The 18113-nt window shown below is 66.5% G+C and carries 14 protein-coding genes; 11 read left to right on the top strand and 3 right to left on the bottom strand.

The features are described 5' to 3' along the window. The coding region (locus HMPREF2550_RS07240; RefSeq protein WP_141760559.1) for an RNA polymerase sigma factor at positions 1 to 558 on the top strand (558 nt) is incomplete at its 5' end. Positions 559 to 634: 76 nt separating this feature from the next. Here HMPREF2550_RS07240 and HMPREF2550_RS07235 read toward each other — a convergent pair. Together HMPREF2550_RS07235 and HMPREF2550_RS07230 are read right to left on the bottom strand one after the other, a co-directional pair. Beyond that, positions 635 to 2404, bottom strand: a complete 1770-nt coding sequence (locus HMPREF2550_RS07235) for a DEAD/DEAH box helicase (RefSeq protein ID WP_070790515.1) — start codon at positions 2402 to 2404, stop codon at positions 635 to 637. Beyond that, positions 2401 to 2655: a DUF3039 domain-containing protein gene (locus tag HMPREF2550_RS07230; protein ID WP_038590958.1), complete on the bottom strand. Its 255-nt coding sequence runs from the start codon at positions 2653 to 2655 to the stop codon at positions 2401 to 2403. The genes HMPREF2550_RS07235 and HMPREF2550_RS07230 overlap by 4 nt, the downstream gene beginning before the upstream one ends. A 50-nt stretch (positions 2656 to 2705) precedes the next feature. Here HMPREF2550_RS07230 and HMPREF2550_RS07225 point away from each other — a divergent pair, with 50 nt between their 5' ends. From HMPREF2550_RS07225 to galE, 6 genes are all read left to right on the top strand, one after another. Further along, the gene (locus HMPREF2550_RS07225; RefSeq protein WP_083319835.1) at positions 2706 to 3218 is read left to right on the top strand and encodes a DUF3099 domain-containing protein; all 513 of its coding nucleotides are present in this window, start codon (positions 2706 to 2708) and stop codon (positions 3216 to 3218) included. A 4-nt stretch (positions 3219 to 3222) separates the two neighbouring features. Beyond that, the gene (locus tag HMPREF2550_RS07220) at positions 3223 to 4737 is read left to right on the top strand and encodes a DUF7782 domain-containing protein (RefSeq protein ID WP_070790513.1); all 1515 of its coding nucleotides are present in this window, start codon (positions 3223 to 3225) and stop codon (positions 4735 to 4737) included. 19 nt (positions 4738 to 4756) lie between these two features. Next, the gene (gene dtd, locus HMPREF2550_RS07215; RefSeq protein WP_070790512.1) at positions 4757 to 5191 is read left to right on the top strand and encodes a D-aminoacyl-tRNA deacylase; all 435 of its coding nucleotides are present in this window, start codon (positions 4757 to 4759) and stop codon (positions 5189 to 5191) included. A 206-nt stretch (positions 5192 to 5397) separates the two neighbouring features. Beyond that, positions 5398 to 6390 (top strand): sigma-70 family RNA polymerase sigma factor, encoded by a 993-nt coding sequence (locus tag HMPREF2550_RS07210; protein ID WP_038590967.1) that lies wholly within the window; start codon positions 5398 to 5400, stop codon positions 6388 to 6390. Positions 6391 to 6405: 15 nt separating this feature from the next. After that, complete coding sequence (locus HMPREF2550_RS07205) at positions 6406 to 7095, top strand: metal-dependent transcriptional regulator (RefSeq protein ID WP_070790511.1); 690 nt, start codon at positions 6406 to 6408, stop codon at positions 7093 to 7095. A 24-nt stretch (positions 7096 to 7119) separates the two neighbouring features. Next, positions 7120 to 8085 (top strand): UDP-glucose 4-epimerase GalE, encoded by a 966-nt coding sequence (galE, locus tag HMPREF2550_RS07200; RefSeq protein WP_070790510.1) that lies wholly within the window; start codon positions 7120 to 7122, stop codon positions 8083 to 8085. Positions 8086 to 8092: 7 nt separating this feature from the next. Here the strand turns inward: galE and HMPREF2550_RS07195 are convergent, their stop codons facing one another. Continuing rightward, entirely contained in the window at positions 8093 to 9262 is a 1170-nt protein-coding gene (locus HMPREF2550_RS07195) for a DUF4192 domain-containing protein (protein ID WP_083319834.1), read from the bottom strand. 234 nt (positions 9263 to 9496) lie between these two features. Between HMPREF2550_RS07195 and HMPREF2550_RS07190 the strand changes: the two genes are divergently transcribed. The 4 genes from HMPREF2550_RS07190 to HMPREF2550_RS07175 all read left to right on the top strand — a co-directional run bounded on the left by HMPREF2550_RS07190 (position 9497) and on the right by HMPREF2550_RS07175 (position 18065). Further along, complete coding sequence (locus HMPREF2550_RS07190; RefSeq protein ID WP_070790508.1) at positions 9497 to 10543, top strand: PAC2 family protein; 1047 nt, start codon at positions 9497 to 9499, stop codon at positions 10541 to 10543. Between the two features lie 31 nt (positions 10544 to 10574). Next, on the top strand, positions 10575 to 13103 hold the full coding sequence (locus HMPREF2550_RS07185; RefSeq protein WP_083319833.1) for a DEAD/DEAH box helicase: 2529 nt from the start codon (positions 10575 to 10577) through the stop codon (positions 13101 to 13103). Between the two features lie 219 nt (positions 13104 to 13322). After that, a complete protein-coding gene (locus HMPREF2550_RS07180) occupies positions 13323 to 14570 on the top strand; it encodes an NAD(P)/FAD-dependent oxidoreductase (RefSeq protein ID WP_083319832.1) in 1248 nt (415 codons plus the stop codon). 66 nt (positions 14571 to 14636) lie between these two features. Continuing rightward, a complete protein-coding gene (locus HMPREF2550_RS07175; RefSeq protein WP_070790506.1) occupies positions 14637 to 18065 on the top strand; it encodes a proline dehydrogenase family protein in 3429 nt (1142 codons plus the stop codon). Positions 18066 to 18113: the final 48 nt, after the last annotated feature.

Raw genomic sequence — 18113 nt, 5'->3', positions numbered from 1 at the left:
TCCACCTACGCCACGTGGTGGATCCGCCAGGCGATTACGCGCGCGATGGCGGACCAGGCGCGCACCATCCGTATCCCGGTGCACATGGTCGAGGTCATCAACAAGCTCGGCCGCATCCAGCGCGAGTTGCTCCAGGACCTGGGCCGCGAGCCAACGCCGCTGGAGCTGGCCAAGGAGATGGACATCACCGAGGAGAAGGTGATGGAGATCCAGCAGTACGCCCGCGAGCCGATCTCGTTGGATCAGACGATTGGCGACGAGGGCGACAGCCAGCTCGGCGACTTCATCGAGGACTCCGAGGCCGTCGTCGCAGTCGATGCGGTCTCCTTCACACTCCTGCAGGATCAGCTCCAGGATGTGCTCCACACGCTCTCCGAGCGTGAGGCGGGCGTGGTGCGCCTGCGCTTTGGCCTGACCGACGGTATGCCGCGCACTTTAGACGAGATCGGCCAGGTCTACGGCGTCACCCGCGAGCGTATCCGCCAGATCGAGTCCAAGACGATGTCCAAGCTGCGTCACCCCTCGCGTTCGCAGGTGCTGCGCGACTACCTGGATTAGCGCTGGTGTAGCCGAGCACGAAGCCGGTGCGGGAAGGAATCCGATTTTCCTTCCCGCACCGGCTTTTTCGTCTGTCTTACCAGCCGCGCAGGTAGTCAATGCGCTGGCGGAGCTGCTCGGCGCTGCACAGCGCGGTCGGCGGTCCCCCACAGGCCTTGCGCGCCTCGGTGTGGATCGCACCATGCGGGCGTCCCGTCTTGCCCGCGACGATGGAAACACGGTCATTGAGCTCCTTGCGCAGACGCGGGATCTCGTCCGCCGCGGTGCTCCCGCTTCCCGACGCCCCGCTAGGGGCACCCGGTGCCTGCTTTGTCGGCTGCGGCTCGCCGAGGATCTTCGCACGCTCCGCGGCTTCGCGCTCGGCGGCTTTGCGTGCTTTTTCCTCCGCTTCGCGCGCGTCGAGCTGGTCGCTCTGGCGCTTGCGCAGCAGGGTCTTGACCTGCTCGGCGTCCAGGAGGCCGGGCAGCCCGAGGAAGTCTTGTTCCTCCGCGGAGCCGGCGGCGGTGCCGGTGCCGTAGGTTGAGCCGTCGAAAATCAGCGAATCGAGCTCAGCCGAGGCCCCGATGGACTCGTAGCTGGGGGCCTCGTCCGGCTCGTTCTGCTGGCGATTCGCCTGCTCGATGAGCTCGTCGGACCAGCCCTGCTCCCGGTGTGGCTTGCCGAGTACGTGGTCGCGCTGCACTTCCATGTTCTCGGCGAGCCCGAGCAGCACTGGCACCGAGGGCAGGAAGACGGAGGCCGACTCGCCCGGCATGCGCGAGCGCACGAAACGACCGATGGCCTGCGCGAAGAAGAGCGGTGTGGAGGCGGACGTGGCGTAGACGCCGACGGAGAGCCGGGGCACGTCCACGCCCTCAGAGACCATGCGCACTGCCACCATCCATTCGTCCTTGGACGCGGAGAACTCTTCGATGCGATCGGAGGCGCCGGGCTCGTCGGAAAGCACGACCGTGACGGGCGTGTTGGACAGCTCCTGCAGGATCTTCGCATACGCGCGGGCGGTCGTCTTGTTGGTGGCGATGACCAGGCCGCCCGCATCCGGCATGTTGCCGCGGATCTTCATCAGGCGGGTGTGCGCGGCCTGCAGCACGAGCCTGATCCAGTCGCCCTTCGGGTCCAACGCGGTCTTCCAAGCGCGCGTGGTTTGCTCCGCGTTGAGCGGCTCTCCGAGGCGCGCCGAGTACTCCTCGCCCGCAGAGTCGCGCCACTCCGTCTCGCCGCTGTAGGCGAGGAAGACGACGGGGCGCACCACGCCGTCTTTCAGCGCGTGGGCGTAGCCGTAGGTGTAGTCCGCCTCCGAGACAAGGTGGCCCTCGCCATCCTCGTTGTAGCGCACGAACGGGATCTGCGAGTCGTCGGAGCGAAACGGCGTACCGGTAAGCGCGAGCCGGTGCTCGACATCGTTGTAGGCCTCGTAGACGCCGTCGCCCCAGCTCTTCGAGTCGCCCGCGTGGTGGATCTCGTCCAGGATGACCATGCTGCGGCGCGCCGACGCCACCGCGTGGTGTTTGAAGGGGTGCATGCCCACTTGGGCGTAGGTGACCACGATGCCGTCGTAGGCCGCGTTGACCGCCGAAGAGTTGGTGAAGTTCGGATCGAGCGAAAGCCCAAAGCGCTTCGCGGCATCCGACCACTGGTGCTTGAGGTGCTCGGTAGGCACCACGACGATGAGGCGCTGGACCGTCTTATCTGCCAGCAGGCGGCTGGCCAGGGTCAGCGCGAAGGTCGTCTTGCCCGCGCCCGGGGTCGCCACGGCGAGGAAGTCACGCGGTTTCGTGCGGAGAAACGAATCAAGGGCCTCTTGCTGCCATTTGCGGAGCTGAGGCCCTGTACTCGGAGCGGTCACTTGCGGCGCAGCCCCTTGTAGATCCGCTCGCAGTCCGGGCACACGGGCGAGCCAGGCTTGGCCTGCTTCTTCACGGGGAATTTCGCCCCGCACAGTGCGACAACCTGCTTGCCAGACATGGCGGAGTCGACGATTTGGTCTTTCTTTACATAGTGGAAAAACTTCGGGGTGCCGTCGTCGGTGGTTGACGAGGTGTCCTCCCGAAGATCGGGGCGCTCAAGAGTCTTCGTCGTCGTATTCACGCCCTCCATCATGCCCCAAAGGGGGCCAGTTGTGGCAACGGGGCGCTAACCTTTGCCTTATGAGCGGATCTCAGCACTATTCTCACGACGCTTCACCGGGCGAGTCCGATCCGCACGTCATCGACGCGCCGCTTGATCACGACCCCACACCACAGAAGCGCCGTTTCCGGCGGCGCTCCCGGCGCGCGCTGATTACCGACGCCACGCGCACCCCCGAGCAGAACCGGCAGTCCCGCGAGAAGCAGTACCTGATCCTGCAGGGGCTGCGCCTGCCGCTGATTGCGCTGTCGATCGGTGCGGCGGTTGCGGGCCACTGGTGGTGGGCTGCGGCCATCTTCGGAATTACGCTTCCGCTGCCGTGGGTCTCGGTGATGATTGCTAACGGCCAGGGTGAGGTGCGCGAGAAGCGCGAGCGCAACGTGTACAAGCCTGCGGTTGCGCGTGAGCAGGCGCGCCAGGCCGCGCTTGCGGAGCAAGCGCGTGCCCAATTGAGCCAGGGCACCGCGCAGATGCGTGAGTTGGGCCCGACTATCATCGACGCGGATACAGAGGAATCTGACGAGAAGGAGTAGCACGATGGGTGCCCTTGAACAGGCCGCGCGCGAGCTCGCATCCGCGCTGCACAGCGCCGGGTTGACCGCCGATGGCGTCGCCCGGCACCTCGGACCGGCCGCGACTGCGGCGCTGTACCGGGGCGAGCCAGGCGTGGTGCTCGCGGCGTGCGACGACTCCGCGCTCTCGCGCCTGATCCGCATCTTCCTGGTGCGCGAGCCCACGCCCCGCCCCGCGCTCGAGGATGTGCTCTCGCCTGCGCTCGTGCAACTGCTTATCGACGCTCGCGTGCTCTCCCCCGCCGCATCCCCGGACACCTTCAGCGTGGCCCTCGACGTCCGTCCGCACGTACTTGCAGGCCGGGACTTCTTCGTCATCTCGGATCTGGATGCCTCCATGACCGATTATGTGCCGGGCCTGGACCACGTCCTCGGCGTCGGCGCGGCCTCCCTGTCGCTACTGCAGGCCACCCCGACCTCCCCTGCTGAGCGCGTTTTGGATCTTGGCACAGGCTCCGGCGTGCAAGCGCTCGCACAGTCGGGGTGCGCGCAGCAGGTCGTTGCCACCGATGTGCACCCGCGGGCGCTCGACCTTGCGCGCGCCACGCTCGCCGCCAACGGCGTCGAGAACGTCGAGCTGCGCGAGGGCCCGTGGTTTGCACCCGTTGCGGGCGAGCGTTTCGACCGCATCGTGGCGAACCCGCCGTTTGTGGTGGGTCCTGCCGAGGTCGGCCACGTCTACCGCGACTCCGGCTTGGAGTTGGACGGTGCCAGCGAGCTTGTCGCCAGCCAGGCGGCCGACCACCTTACGGAAGGCGGCACCGCCTGCATCCTGGGCGCGTGGGCGCACACCCGGGGTCAGAGCTGGCGCCAGCGGGTGGCCTCCTGGCTGCCCGCACAAGGAGTCTCAGCGTGGGTGCTGCAGCGCGACGTGGTGGATCCGGGCCAGTACGTCTCCACCTGGTTGCGCGACGAATCCATCGACGTCCGCTCCCCCGAGAGCATCGCGCGCACGCAGCGCTGGCTGGAGTACTTCCGAGCTCACGAGGTCGAGCAGATCGGCTTCGGCTGGATCTTCCTGCGCGAGATCGGCGACCACGCCTCGGAGATCACCGCGGAGGCGCTTTCCCACCCCTTCGATGACCCGCTCGGGCCGGAGGTCGAAGAGTACTTCACCCGCGCGGAATGGCTGCGCAATTCGGATGCGGACGCGGTGCTGGATGCGAGCTACACCGTGCGCCCCGGCGTCGCACTCGAGGAGGTCAGCCTCGCTGACACGGAAACGGGCATGGGGTTTGCGCCCGAGGTCACGCGGATCACGCGCACGGACGGGCCACGCTTTAGCCACGAGATCGACGCCGCGGTGCGCTCGCTGCTTGCCGGGCTCCATCCGCAGGGTTTGAGTTTGCGTGACGTGGTTGGGTTGCTCGCGGCGTCGCAAAGCATTGGCGATGTCGGCGAGCTGGAAGCCTCCGCAGTGCGCATCGTGGTTGACCTGGTGCGCCACGGGGTCGTGCTGCCCGCAGACATTGTTGCGTAAAACAGGAAGGAAGAAGAGCATGAAGGCCGTACTTACGCGCGTGACCAGCGCGAGCGTTACCGTCGATGGCGAGGTCGTCGGCGCGATCGACTGCAAAGACACCGGCGGAATCCTCGCGCTCGTGGGCGTGGGCCGCGACGACGATCCGCAGGCCTGGGAGACCGTCGCCCGCAAGATCGCTGAGCTGCGCATTCTCGACGGCGAGCGCTCCGTCCAAGATGCCGGCGCGCCAGTGCTGCTAGTCAGCCAGTTCACGCTCATGGGGCGCACCGCGAAGGGCAGGCGGCCCTCCTGGTCGGATGCCGCGCCCGGCGACATCGCCGAGCCGGTGATCGCGAAGATCGCGGCCGCGCTGCGCGAGCGCGGCATCACCGTGGAAGAGGGCCGCTTCGGGGCAATGATGGACGTCGAGAGCGTCAACAGTGGGCCTTTTACGGTGCTCGTCGAGGCGTAATGCGGCCCTGCGCGCAACAAACCCTGATAACCACCCACGTTCTAGGGGTGAATCTCCTGGGGCAATCCTGACAGTGGCGCGAATTGGGGGCCGGTTGAATATTATCTAGCAAAGCCGGAACAATCGGGCGCTCTGCACCGTTGGACGTATAAGACTGAACCTTTTGTGGGTTCGGATGGTTCGAAACCTCAAGGAGGCAGCTCTTCATGACTCAGCCGGACCACTCTCGCGAGGCGGCAAACGAAGACAATGTGGACCGCGGTAGTCGGCGCAACCAGACGAACGACAACCCGTCGGCCGATCTCGTCCGCGTCTACCTCAACGGTATCGGCAAGACGGCGCTGCTGAACGCGGAGGAAGAAGTCGAGCTGGCCCAGCAGATCGAGGTCGGTCTCTACGCCCAGCACCTTTTGGATGACCCCGAGGTGAAACTCACCCGCGCGAAGAAGCGCGACCTGAAGATCCTGGCCAAGGAGGGCCGCAAGGCTCGCTCCCACTTGCTGGAAGCGAACCTGCGCCTGGTGGTCTCGCTGGCCAAGCGCTACACGGGCCGCGGCATGCCGCTGCTTGACCTGATCCAGGAGGGCAACCTGGGCCTGATCCGCGCGATGGAGAAGTTCGACTATGCGAAGGGCTTCAAGTTCTCCACCTACGCCACGTGGTGGATCCGCCAGGCAATCACCCGCGGTATGGCCGACCAGTCCCGCACGATCCGCCTCCCAGTGCATCTGGTCGAGCAGGTCAACAAACTCTCCCGCATCCGTCGCGAGATGTACCAGTCCCTGGGCCGCGAGCCCACGAACGACGAGCTGTCGGAGGAATCCGGCATCGAAGAGTCCAAGATCGAGATGTTGCTGCGCCAGTCGCGCGACCCGGTCAGCCTCGACATGCCCGTCGGCGCGGACGAAGAAGCCCCGCTGGGCGACTTCATCGAGGACGCCGAGGCCACGGACGCCGAGGACGCGGTTGTCTCCACGCTGCGGCACGACGATATCCAGGACATCATCAACGGGCTTGAGGAGCGCGAGCAGGACGTGATCCGGATGCGCTACGGTTTGACCGACGGTGTGCCTCGCACACTGGACCAGATCGGGCGCCAGTTCGGGCTCTCGCGCGAGCGCGTGCGCCAGATTGAGCGTGAAGTCATGGCGAAGTTGCGCGTCGGCGAACGTGCCGACCGGCTGCGCGACTACGCCTAATGCAAGGGAGTACACATGCGTGACTTGGTCGATACGACCGAAATGTATCTGCGGACGGTTTACGAGCTCGAAGAGGAGGGGATCACGCCGCTGCGCGCCCGCATCGCCGAGCGCCTCGAGCAGTCCGGCCCCACGGTCTCGCAGACCGTGGCGCGCATCGAGCGTGATGGTTTCCTCATCGTGCAGCCGGATCGTTCGCTTACCCTCACCCCAGCCGGTCGCGAGCGCGCCACCGCGGTGATGCGTAAGCACCGCCTCGCCGAGCTTTTGCTTACCGACGTGCTGCAACTCGATCCCGCCCACGTCCACGATGAGGCCTGCCGCTGGGAGCACGTGATGAGCGAGGAGGTTGAGCGCCGCGTCGTCGCCGTGCTGAACAACCCGACCCGCTCCCCCTTCGGCAACCCGATCCCTGCCCTGGAGGGACTGGGCGCGACCCCGAGCTCCGAGACCGCCTACGGTGAGCGCGCCGCCGACCTCAAGTTGGCCGAGCCCACTGAGGCCGTCGTGGTGCAGGTAGCCGAGATTTTGCAGCAGCTGTGCTCCACGATCTCCCCGGAGCTCGACGTCGCCCGTCTCGTCGGCACCACTGTCACCCTCGAGCGCGAGGAGGACGAGTCGGTGACGCTGACCACCGCGCAGGGCGAAGCCTTCACGCTCAGCCCCGAGCTCGCGCACGCGCTGCGCGTGCGCATTGCTGAATAAACCCGGAAAGGTATTTGGGATTCCATGAAGCTCGTTGTCACCGGCGGTGCCGGTTACGTGGGCAGCGTCTGCGCTGCCGTCCTGCTCGAAGGCGGCCACGAGGTGATCGTGGTCGACGACTTCAGCACCGGCAACCGCGAGGCCGTGCCCGAGGGTGCCATGCTCGTTGAAGGCCGCATCAACGATGTCATCGACGAGGTCTTGCGCCCCGGCGACATCGACGGCGTGCTGCACTTCGCTGCCCGCTCTCTAGTCGGCGAGTCCGTGGATGTGCCGGACGAGTACTGGCGCGACAACTTCGAGGTCAGCCTGTACCTGCTCAACGCGATGCGCCGCCACGGCGTACGCTCGCTCGTTTTCTCTTCTACCGCTGCGACCTACGGCGAGCCCGAAAACGTCCCGATCACCGAGGACGCGCCAACTCGGCCCACCAACCCCTACGGGGCTACGAAGCTCGCCATCGATTACGCGATTTCCTCCTACTGCAAGGCCTACGGCATCGCAGCAACGAGCCTGCGCTACTTCAACGTCGCCGGCGCGTACAACCAGTTCGGCGAGCTGCACCGCACTGAGACGCACCTGATCCCCATCGTGCTGCAGGTGGCACTGGGTCAGCGGGACGCGATCAAGATGTTCGGCGACGATTGGCCGACTGCCGACGGCACCTGCGTCCGCGACTACATCCACGTCCGCGACCTGGCAGACGCGCACGTGCTCGCACTCCAGGCGAACACGCCGGGCACGCACGCGATCTACAACCTCGGCTCCGGCGACGGCTACTCCGTGCGCGAAGTCGTGGAGATGTGCCGCGAGGTCACCGGCCACGAGATTCCCGCGGAGGTCGCGCCCCGCCGCGCGGGCGACCCGGCCGTACTCATCGCTTCTTCGGAGAAGATCAAGCGGGAGCTGGGCTGGAACCCGACGCGCACGGATCTGCGCCGCATCGTCGAGGACGCCTGGGCCTTTACGGCTGCGCGCGCCGAACGCTAAACACTCGCTAGGCGACGCAGTTATCCTCGATCTCCTCCCAGAGCAGGCGGCAGCCCGCCACTGCGGTGTCGAGCATGCCCTCCCACTCCCCGATCGCCATGAGCTGGCGCTGCACGGCTGAGAGCGAGTGGCCGGGAAGCTCTTCTTGCGCAGCACGTAGCGCCGCAAAGCCCCAGGGCTCGAGCCCGCTTTCCACGGCGGCGATCGCCCACAGGCTCAACGCGTTTGCCCGAATCATCCCGGTGAAGTTGCGGGCGATGCACAACAAGCGCTGTGCCGCAGCGCCTGGGCTTTCCACGATGTCGATGATCAGGCTATCGCGCAGGTGGCTCTGTGAAAGCAGCGCCGCGAGTAATTGGACGTCCTCGTCGCTTGCGAAGCACTCGTCGAGTGTCAAGGGCTTGGTCGCGCTGCCAGCCGGGAACTCTGCCCCCTGCCCCCGGTCTGGGTTGAGCAGTGCGCAGCCGCGTTCCACCGCTGCCAGGAGTGCTTCCGGCCGGGTGAACCGCTGCTCGATGAGCAGCCTGCCCTGGGTATAAGCTGCCTCGTACAGCGCCTCGCAGCGGCGCGTCTCCGCACCCGAACTCGACTCAAAGTGCAGGGCGATTTCCTCGCGGTTGAGTTCCGGCAGCAGGCCGTTTTCCAGCAGGCCGCGCATGGTCGGAGCCCCGACGACCGAAGGCACTGCGCCGGAGAAGTACTTCGCCGGGGCGTCGGCAAGCGGGCTACCGGGCGCAGCGGTGGCGGTGGTAGCGGTGGCACCGGCGGCGTCGAAAAGCAGCGTGTAGGGCGTGCCCGAGGCGACTTCGGAGACGTGCCAGCAGGCGGCGATGCCGGGCACTCCCTCGGTGCCCGAGTGCTCGAGGAAATAGGCTGCCTCGAGCGCGAGCCGGGAGTTGGGGATGCGGGTGATGATGACGGCCAGGTGGACGTCCTGGTCGGCGAACTCCAGCGCGCGCATCGCGTGCTCAAGCTGATCCTGATTGCCAAGGTCGGCGCGGACAATCGGGCCGAGTGCGAAGGCAGAGGGGTCGGGACCGTGCTGCTCCAGGCCGATGAGCACGAGGGATTCCTGCGGGTAGAAGCCTAAGGCCCCCGGGATGCAGGCGATCAACTCGCCGGGGCCGGAAGCGGAGTGGTTAGTGGGACGGTGTGCGTGTGCGTGTGATTCAGTCATACATATTGGACGCAAAAAACAGCCCGCCGGTTCCCTCGGCGCGCGAATTCGCCATAGCGCAAGGGCGAGACGCTAAACTTGTTGCCACTCATGCGCGGCTGAGCACCCGCGCAGGGCAGTGGAATAGCCACGCCCGCGGCGCGGTTGTGCTTACTAATACGAACACTGTTACGAAGTAGCCGCCGCACAAGCCGGAGCCACTCGCGCAGCAGAACGATTTTTAGGAGGAAGCACATGTCTGACACGTCTCGCATGTACGAACTTGAATACCCGTCACCCTCAGTGGGTGGTGATAACGCCTCCGGTCCAGCGTTAATTATCGCGATGCAGGGCTACGCCGACGCCGGCCACGCAGTGGAGGGTGCCGCCGAGCACCTCAAGGCTGCGCTGGAGTCCCGCACGCTGGCTACTTTTAGCAACGATGAACTGATCGATTACCGCTCGCGCCGCCCTGCGGTGACCATCTCGCAGCACGAGATCACCGACATCGATGACCTGCAGCTCGACCTGCGCGTGCTGCGCGACACGACGGGGACGTCCTTCCTGCTGCTCTCTGGCCCGGAGCCGGACTTAAAGTGGGAGGCGTTTAGCAAGGCGGTGAGCGATCTGGTGCAGCGCTTCGACGTGTCGAAGACGATCTGCCTCTACGCCGCCCCGATGGGCGCGCCGCACACCCGCCCCCTGGTGGTCTCCGCGCACGGCAACAGCGCCGAGCTCGTCGGCCGCATGTACACCTTTGACGGGATGGTCACCGTGCCCGGCGCGGCAGCGATCCTCATCGAGCGGGAGCTACACAAGCAGGGCAAGCCGGTCGCGGGCTTTACGGCGCACGTGCCGCACTACGTCGCTTCCTCGCCCTACCCGCACGCGACGTTCCAGCTGCTGCAGTCTATCGAGGACGCGACCAAGCTGCAGTTCCCGCTGCGCGCCATCGAGGGCGACATCACGCGGGTGACCAAGCAGCTCACTGAGCAGATGGAAGGCTCGGCCGAGATCGCGCACGTGGTGCACGCCTTGGAAGAGCACTATGACAAGGAGATGAACGACTACCGCGAGCGTCACCCGCAGGCGATGATGCCGGGCGAGGCGCAGGTGCCTACAGGCGAGGAGATCAGCGAGGCGTTCGAGAACTACCTCACCGCCATCGAGGACCGCGACCGCGTGCTGGGACAGGACGAGCAGCAGCTGAGCCTGCCTTTCGGCGACGATGAGAACAGTCTACTCATGGAGCACTTCCTCATCGACCCGGATGAGGAGGAGCCCCCGGCTGACGAGGAGTAGCGCTACGGTGGGTGGCGTGACTTTATCTGACATGCTCGCCGATCTCACCGATGTGCCCGCCTCGCTTATCGACGAAGCGGTGTGGGACTCCTTCACCTCCTGGACCAACTCGCGCGGTATCTCGCTCTACCCGGCGCAGGAGGAAGCCTCGCTGGCGCTGCTCGCCGGCGACAACGTGATCCTGGCGACCCCGACGGGCTCGGGCAAGTCCATGGTGGCCAACGCCGCCCACTTCATCGCCTTAGCGCGCGGCCAGCGCACCTTCTACACCGCGCCGATTAAGGCGCTGGTGAGCGAGAAGTTCTTCTCCCTGTGCGAGATCTTCGGGGCGGAGAACGTCGGCATGATGACCGGGGACGCCACCGTCAACGGCTCGGCACCGATCATCGCGGCGACCGCGGAGATCGTGGCGAACATCGCCCTGCGCGAGGGTGAAAACGCGCGCATCGACCAGGTGGTGATGGACGAGTTCCACTACTACTCCGAGCCGGACCGCGGCTGGGCCTGGCAGGTCCCGCTGTTGGAGCTGCCGAAGGCGCAGTTTTTGCTCATGTCCGCCACCCTCGGCGACACCGCCTGGCTGGAAAAGGACCTCACCGAGCGCACGGGCCGCGAAACCACCTACGTGGGCGGCTCGCAGCGTCCAGTCCCGCTGGATTTCCACTACGTGTTCACCCCCATCCACGAGACAATCGAGGAGCTGCTTGCCGACGGCAAGGCCCCCATCTACGTCGTCCACTTCTCCCAGCGCGAAGCCACGGAGCGCGCGCAGGCGCTGACCAGCATGAAGATCATCACCGATGAGGAGAAGCAGCGCATCAAAGAGGAGATCGGGGATTTCCGCTTCACCACCACCTTCGGCAAGACACTGTCGAAGCTGGTGCGCCGCGGCATCGGTATCCACCACGCGGGCATGCTGCCGAAGTACCGCCGCTTGGTCGAGCGGCTGTCCCAGACCGGCCTGCTGAAGGTCATCTGCGGCACCGACACGCTGGGCGTGGGCATCAACGTGCCGATCCGCACCGTGGTGATGACGGGCCTGGCTAAGTACGACGGGACGCGCCAGCGCATCTTGAAGTCGCGCGAGTTCCACCAGATCGCAGGCCGCGCGGGCCGCGCCGGTTTTGACACCGAGGGCACCGTGGTCGTCCAGGCACCGGAGCACGAGATCGAAAACGTCAAGCTGCGCAGAAAGGCGGGCGACGACCCGAAGAAGCGCAAGAAGCTGCGCAAGAAGGCCGCCCGCGAGGGCGAGGTCTCGTGGTCCGAGAACACCTTCAACCGGCTGACCACCGCGGAGCCGGAAGAGCTGACCAGCCAGTTTTCCGTCTCCAACTCCATGCTGCTTAACGTTGTGGCCCGCCCCGGCGACGGCTACAAGCATATGCGCCACCTGTTGCGCACCAACCACGACACCCGCGCGAAGCAGAACCGCGACATCCTCACCGCCGTGGAGCTCTTCCGTGGCCTGATCAACGCGGGGGTGGTGGAGCGAACCCCGGACTCGCCGGCGTACCGGCCCTACACGCTGACCACGGAGCTGGACCGCGACTTCGCCCTCAACCAGCCGCTCTCCCCCTTCGCCCTGGCGTTTTTGACCATCCTGGATCCGGAGTCGGACACCTACGCCCTAGATGTCATTTCCACCTTCGAGGCCATCCTGGACGACCCGCGCCAACTGCTCCAAGCACAGCAGTCTGCCGCCCGCGGCGAAGAAATCGCTCAGCTTAAGGCCGAAGGCGTTGACTACACCGAGCGCATGGCGCTGATCGAAGACGTCACCTACCCCAAGCCTCTCGCCGAAGAACTCGACGAGGCCTTCGACACCTTCTGCCAGGGCAACCCGTGGGCGAAGGAGTTCGAGCTCTCGCCGAAATCCGTGGTGCGCGACATGATCGAGCACGCCATGACGTTCTCCGACCTGATTGCCACCTACGGACTCGGGCGCAGCGAGGGCGTCGTCCTGCGCTACCTCACCGACGCCTGGCGCACGCTGTCCCACTCAGTCCCCGAGGCCCACATGACCGAAGAACTCGAGGACATCGTGGTCTGGCTCGGCGAGCTGATTCGCCAGGTGGATTCTTCGCTTATCGACGAGTGGGCCCACATGGCCGACGAAGACTCCCCCATCGACCAGGCCACCTTGGACCGAGAGCTCGCCTTCGGCGTCGAGGACCCCAACGCGCTTACCGCTAATCGACGCGCGTTTACCATCATGGTGCGCAACACCTTCTTCCGCCTCGCCCAGCTTTTCGCCTACGAAGAGGAAGAGAAGCTCGAGGAGATGTTTGCCTACCTCGAGCCTGACGAACGCCCAGACTTCCCCGACGGCATGGACGACTACTTCGACGAGTACGACGACGTGGACACCGGGCCGGACGCGCGCGGGCCGGAGTATTTCCGACTCGGCGAGACCACCGGGCGGCAGTGGCACGTCACCCAGATTCTCAAGGATCCAGAGGGCGACAACGCCTTCCAATTCCACGGTGTCGTGGACCTTGATGCCTCCGATGCGGCGGGTGAGGTAAGGCTTGCGCGTCTGGAACTCCGGGCGGATTAGCCCTTTTGGGGGTAGTGGGGCGTCGAAAAGCATGCCCCATTTCTGTGTATAGACAGGTACCTGAGCTGTGCCAACCGCGTTATTATGCGCATAAAACCCAAATCTTCAAACTTTATGCGCGTCCAGAAAATCACGTAGCGAACGATACGTGAGCGTTCGCGGGCCTGCGGTACATTGTTGTTCGCAACACAATCCGCAGATTCGTGAGGAGAAACACAAGTGACTCGTGCGATCGTCATCGGCGCAGGCATGACCGGACTTTCCACCGCATGGTTCTTGCAAGAATACGGCTACGAGGTGGAAGTCCTCGACAAAATCGGCGTCGCAGGAGGCTCCTCCTGGGGCAACGCCGGCTGGCTGGCCCCCGGCAAAACCATTCCGCTGTCCAACTCCAGCCTCTGGGCTTACGGCCCCACCGCGCTCTTCGACCGCAACGCGGCGCTCTCAGTGCCGATGCGCATCGACCCAAAGCTCTGGGCCTTCTGCGCACAGTTCATGGCACACGCCACCCAGCGCGCGTGGGACAAGACCATGGCGGGACTCACCCCTGCCGACATGGCTTCGCTCGCGGCTTTCGACGAGCTCGAGGAAGGCGGCGTGGCCTCCAAGTCCTACCGCGCGCCCTACATCATCGGCTTCGAGTCCGAGAGCCAGGCCAAGGGCTTCCTCAAGGAAGTCGACGGCGCAGTCCGCCATGGCCAGGAGATCCCCTTCCACCCCGTTACCCTCGAGGAAGCCCGCGAGCACGCGCCCATGCTCACCGAGAAGGTGAAGGCCATCTACAAGATGGAAGGCCAGCGCTTCATCGAGCCCGGCCCCTACTGCGAGGCGATCGCCGAGTCCTTTGAATCGCGCGGCGGCACCATCACCACCGGCGTAGAAGTCACCAAGGTCCCCTCCACCCGCAAGCCGGCAGTGCAGCTGTCCACCGGCGAGTGGAAGCCGGCCGACGTCGTCGTAGTCGCCACCGGCGCATGGATGCCGGACCTGGCGCGCGAGCTCGGCGTGAACACCATGGTGCAGGCCGGACGCGGCTACTCGTTTAGCGTCGAGACCGAAAAGACCCCGGAGTGCCCCGTCTACCTGCCCGAGCAGAAGATCGCCTGCACCCCCTATCAGGGCCGCCTGCGCGTCGCCGGCACCATGGAGTTCCGCGGGCCCGACGAAGCCTTCCAGCCTGGGCGCGTCGCCTCGATGATCCACGCCACCGCACCGATGTTCCGCGGCATCAACTGGGACGACCGCCAGGACGAGTGGGTCGGCTCCCGCCCCGTCACCCCGGACGGCCTGCCGCTCGTCGGTGCGACCAAGGCACCGAACGTCTACACCAACGGCGGCCACGGCATGTGGGGCATCATCCTCGGCCCGCTGTCCGGCAAGATGCTGGCCAAGCAGATCGCCACCGGCGAGATCGACCGCACCATCGCGCCGTTCGACCCGCTGCGCAGCCGCTTCGCCGGCCTGTAATCCCCTCCCGCCCGCCTGCGCCCGCGTCCAAGCGGGCGTTTTTCTCGATCCTTTAAGGAGTACGCCATGGCTCAACCCGCCACCGATTTCGACGCCATCGTCGAGGCCGCCGCCACCCAAGCCCACGCCTGGATTAAGGAAACCGCCGAGGACGACGCGAACGACTCACAAACCCAGCAGCTCGCCGCGCTGCTTCGCGACGACGACGGCGTCCGCTTCACCATGGACTTCGTCGACCGCGTCATGCGCCCCGAAGACGACCGCGTCGCCGCCCGTGCCCTGCGCTCGATCACTTCGGGTATCGACGCCTCCTTCCTCGGGCAAATCAACGGCCTTCTCGTCGGGCTCGGCGCGTTCGTCGGCCCAATCCTGCCGAAGGTGGTCATTCCGGCGGCGCGCGCACGCCTGCGCCAGCTCGTCGGCCACCTCGTGCTCGACGCCGAGTCGGACGCGCTCAACGGCCTGCTGGATCGCGCAGCCGAGCGCGGCGAGGAGCTCAACCTCAACCTGCTCGGCGAAGCCGTCCTCGGCGAGGGCGAGGCCACCGACCGCGCGGAGCGCACGCTCGCGCTGATCCGCAACCCGCGCGTGACCTACGTCTCGGTAAAGGCCTCCTCCATGGTCGCGCAGCTCAATCCGTGGGACTTCGACGGCAGCGTGGCCCGCGTCAAGGACCGCATCCGGCCGCTCTACCGCGCCGCCCGCGACCGCAGCCCGCGCGTATTCCTCAACATGGACATGGAGGAATACCACGACCTGCACCTGACCATTGCCGTGTTCACCCAGCTGCTCGCGGAGGAAGAGTTCCGCGACTACGAGGGCGGCATCGTCCTGCAGGCCTACCTCCCGGACACGCTCGCCGCGTTGGAGGAGCTCGCCGAGTTCGCCCGCGAGCGCGTCGCGGCGGGTGGCGCGAAGATCAAGATCCGCCTTGTCAAGGGAGCCAACTTGTCCATGGAGCGTGCGCACGCCGAGCTGCGCGGCTGGCCGCAGGCGCCCTACCCCACCAAGCAGGACGTCGACGCGAACTACTACCGCCTCCTCGACACCATCCTGCGCCCCGAGTACGCCGACGCCATCTCCATCGGCGTGGCCACCCACAACCTGTTCACCGCGGCCTTTGCCAAGGAGCTCGCTTCTCGACGCAACGTCGCCCACATGATCGACTCCGAAATGCTCCAAGGCATGTCGCCAGCCCAGCAGGCCACGGTGCGCCGCGCCTACGGCCGCCAGATCCTCTACACCCCGGTCGTGCACAAGGAGGACTTCGACGTCGCCGTCTCCTACCTCGTGCGCCGCCTGGAGGAAAACGCCGCGCCACAGAACTTCCTCTACGCCCTGTTCGCGCCTAACGAGCCGAGCCAGGCCCAAGGCGAGCACACCCCGCTCGAAGCGCAGGAGCAGGTCTTCCGCAACGCCGTGGCCACCCGCCACGAGGTCGCCGCGGGCCCGCGGCACACCCAAGACCGCGCCCAAGATGCGGCCGAGGACACCGGCCGGGCAACCGCCGCCGCGAGCGCGCATGCCGGCCGCTTCTTCAACGAGCCCGACACCGACCCCGCCCTGCACGTCAACCGCGCCTGGGCGCTCGAGCACCTGGCCAACCCGCCCGCCATCAATATCGGCGAGGAGATCCACGATACGGGGCGGGTGGATGAGGCGGTGCGTGTGGGCGTCGCGAAGCAAAAGGCGTGGGGCGCACTCAGCGCAGACGAGCGCGCAACCGTACTCGAGGCCATCGGCGACGTGATCGCAAAACGTCGCGGCGACTTCATCGCCACCGCCGCTCACGAGGCCGGCAAAACGGTCGACCAAACCGACCCGGAGATCTCCGAAGCGATCGACTTCTGCGCCTACTACGCCGACGCCGCGCGCCGCTTGGGCGACATCCGCGCGCGCTTCGAGCCCAACCGGCTCACCGTGGTCGTGCCGCCGTGGAACTTCCCCGTCGCCATCCCCACCGGCGGGATCACGGCGGCGCTCGCAGCGGGGTCTGCGGTGATCATCAAGCCGGCGCCGCAGGTCACGGCGTGCGCGAAGCTCATCGTCGACTGCATCCACGAAGCCTTCGCCGCCCACAACATCGACCCCGACACCGTGCAGTACCTGCGCGCCGACGAGGCCGACGCCGGCAAGCGCCTGATCACCCACGCAGACGTCGACGCCGTCATCCTCACCGGAGCCTCCGACACCGCGCAGCTGTTTAGCTCCTGGAAGCCGCAGCTCAACGTGATGGCGGAGACCTCCGGCAAGAACGCGCTGATCATCACCCCGTCCGCCGACCCGGACCTGGCGATCGCCGACCTCTACCAGTCCGCCTTCGGCCACTCCGGCCAGAAGTGCTCCGCGGCGTCCCTGGTCATCCTCGTCGGCGCGGCCGGCGACTCCGAGCGCCTACGCAACCAGCTCATCGACGCCACGCGCACCCTCAACGTGGGCCCCGGCACCGACATCACCACCACGATGAACGGGCTGATCGAAGCCCCCGGCGACAAGCTCCGCCGCGGGCTCACCCAGCTCGAATCCGGCGAGCGCTGGCTGCTCGAGCCGAAACAACTCGACGACGAAGGCCGCTACTGGTCCCCCGGCATCCGCGATCACGTCAAGCCCGGCTCCTGGTTCCACCTCAACGAATGCTTCGGCCCAGTCCTGGGCATCATGCATGCCCGCGACCTCGACGAAGCGATCGAGTGGCAAAACTCCACCGGCTACGGGCTCACCGCCGGCCTGCACACCCTCGACGGCGAGGAGATTACCTACTGGCTCGACCGCGTCGAGGCGGGCAACGTCTACGTCAACCGCGGGATCACCGGCGCGATCGTGCAGCGCCAGCCCTTCGGCGGCTGGAAGAAGTCCTCCGTCGGCCCGGGCGCGAAGGCTGGCGGGCCGAACTACGTCGCGCAGATGGGCACCTGGCACGACATCGACGCGCCTTCGCCGGGCGTGAGCGTTACGCCGCGCGTTGCCGAGCTGCTGCGCGAGTTCGCGGAGCACGTCTCCGCGGAAGACTTCGGGTGGCTCTCGCGCGCCGCGGAGTACGACGAGCTGGCGTGGCAGCGCGAGTTCGGCCGCGAGCACGACTTCGCGGGCCTGCGTTCGGAGGCGAACATCTTCCGCTACCGCCCGCTGCTCGAACCGCTCGTGTGTTACGTCGGCGAGGGCTTTGTGCTTCGCGACGTCTACCGCCAACTCCTCGCCGCCACCCGCACCGGCACCCGCCTGCGCGTGATCGCACCGGACGAGATCGCCGTTGAGTTGCGCGCCGCAGGCGTGCAGGTCGACGGGTCTGAGGTCACCGGCCAGCCCGCGCGCGTGCGCGTGATCGGCCGCGCGCCCGAGTCGCTCTATGGTGACATCGCGACGGCGGTACTTGACGGGCCCGTGCTTACCGACGGCCGCCGCGAGCTCCTCCCCTACCTCCACGAACAAGCCATCTCGGCGACCCTGCACCGCTTCGGCGTCCTCCGCGACCCTGCGGGCCTGCGGGAGGACTAGTTCCGGGCATGCCTGTGGCGCGCCAGTGTTTGCTGGCGCGCGGGCTTT

This window comes from Corynebacterium sp. HMSC074A01 (assembly GCF_001831515.1).
Taxonomy (GTDB): Bacteria; Actinomycetota; Actinomycetes; order Mycobacteriales; family Mycobacteriaceae; genus Corynebacterium.
Note: the sequence above shows the minus strand (reverse complement) of the source record. Positions and strands in the feature narration are given on the sequence as shown.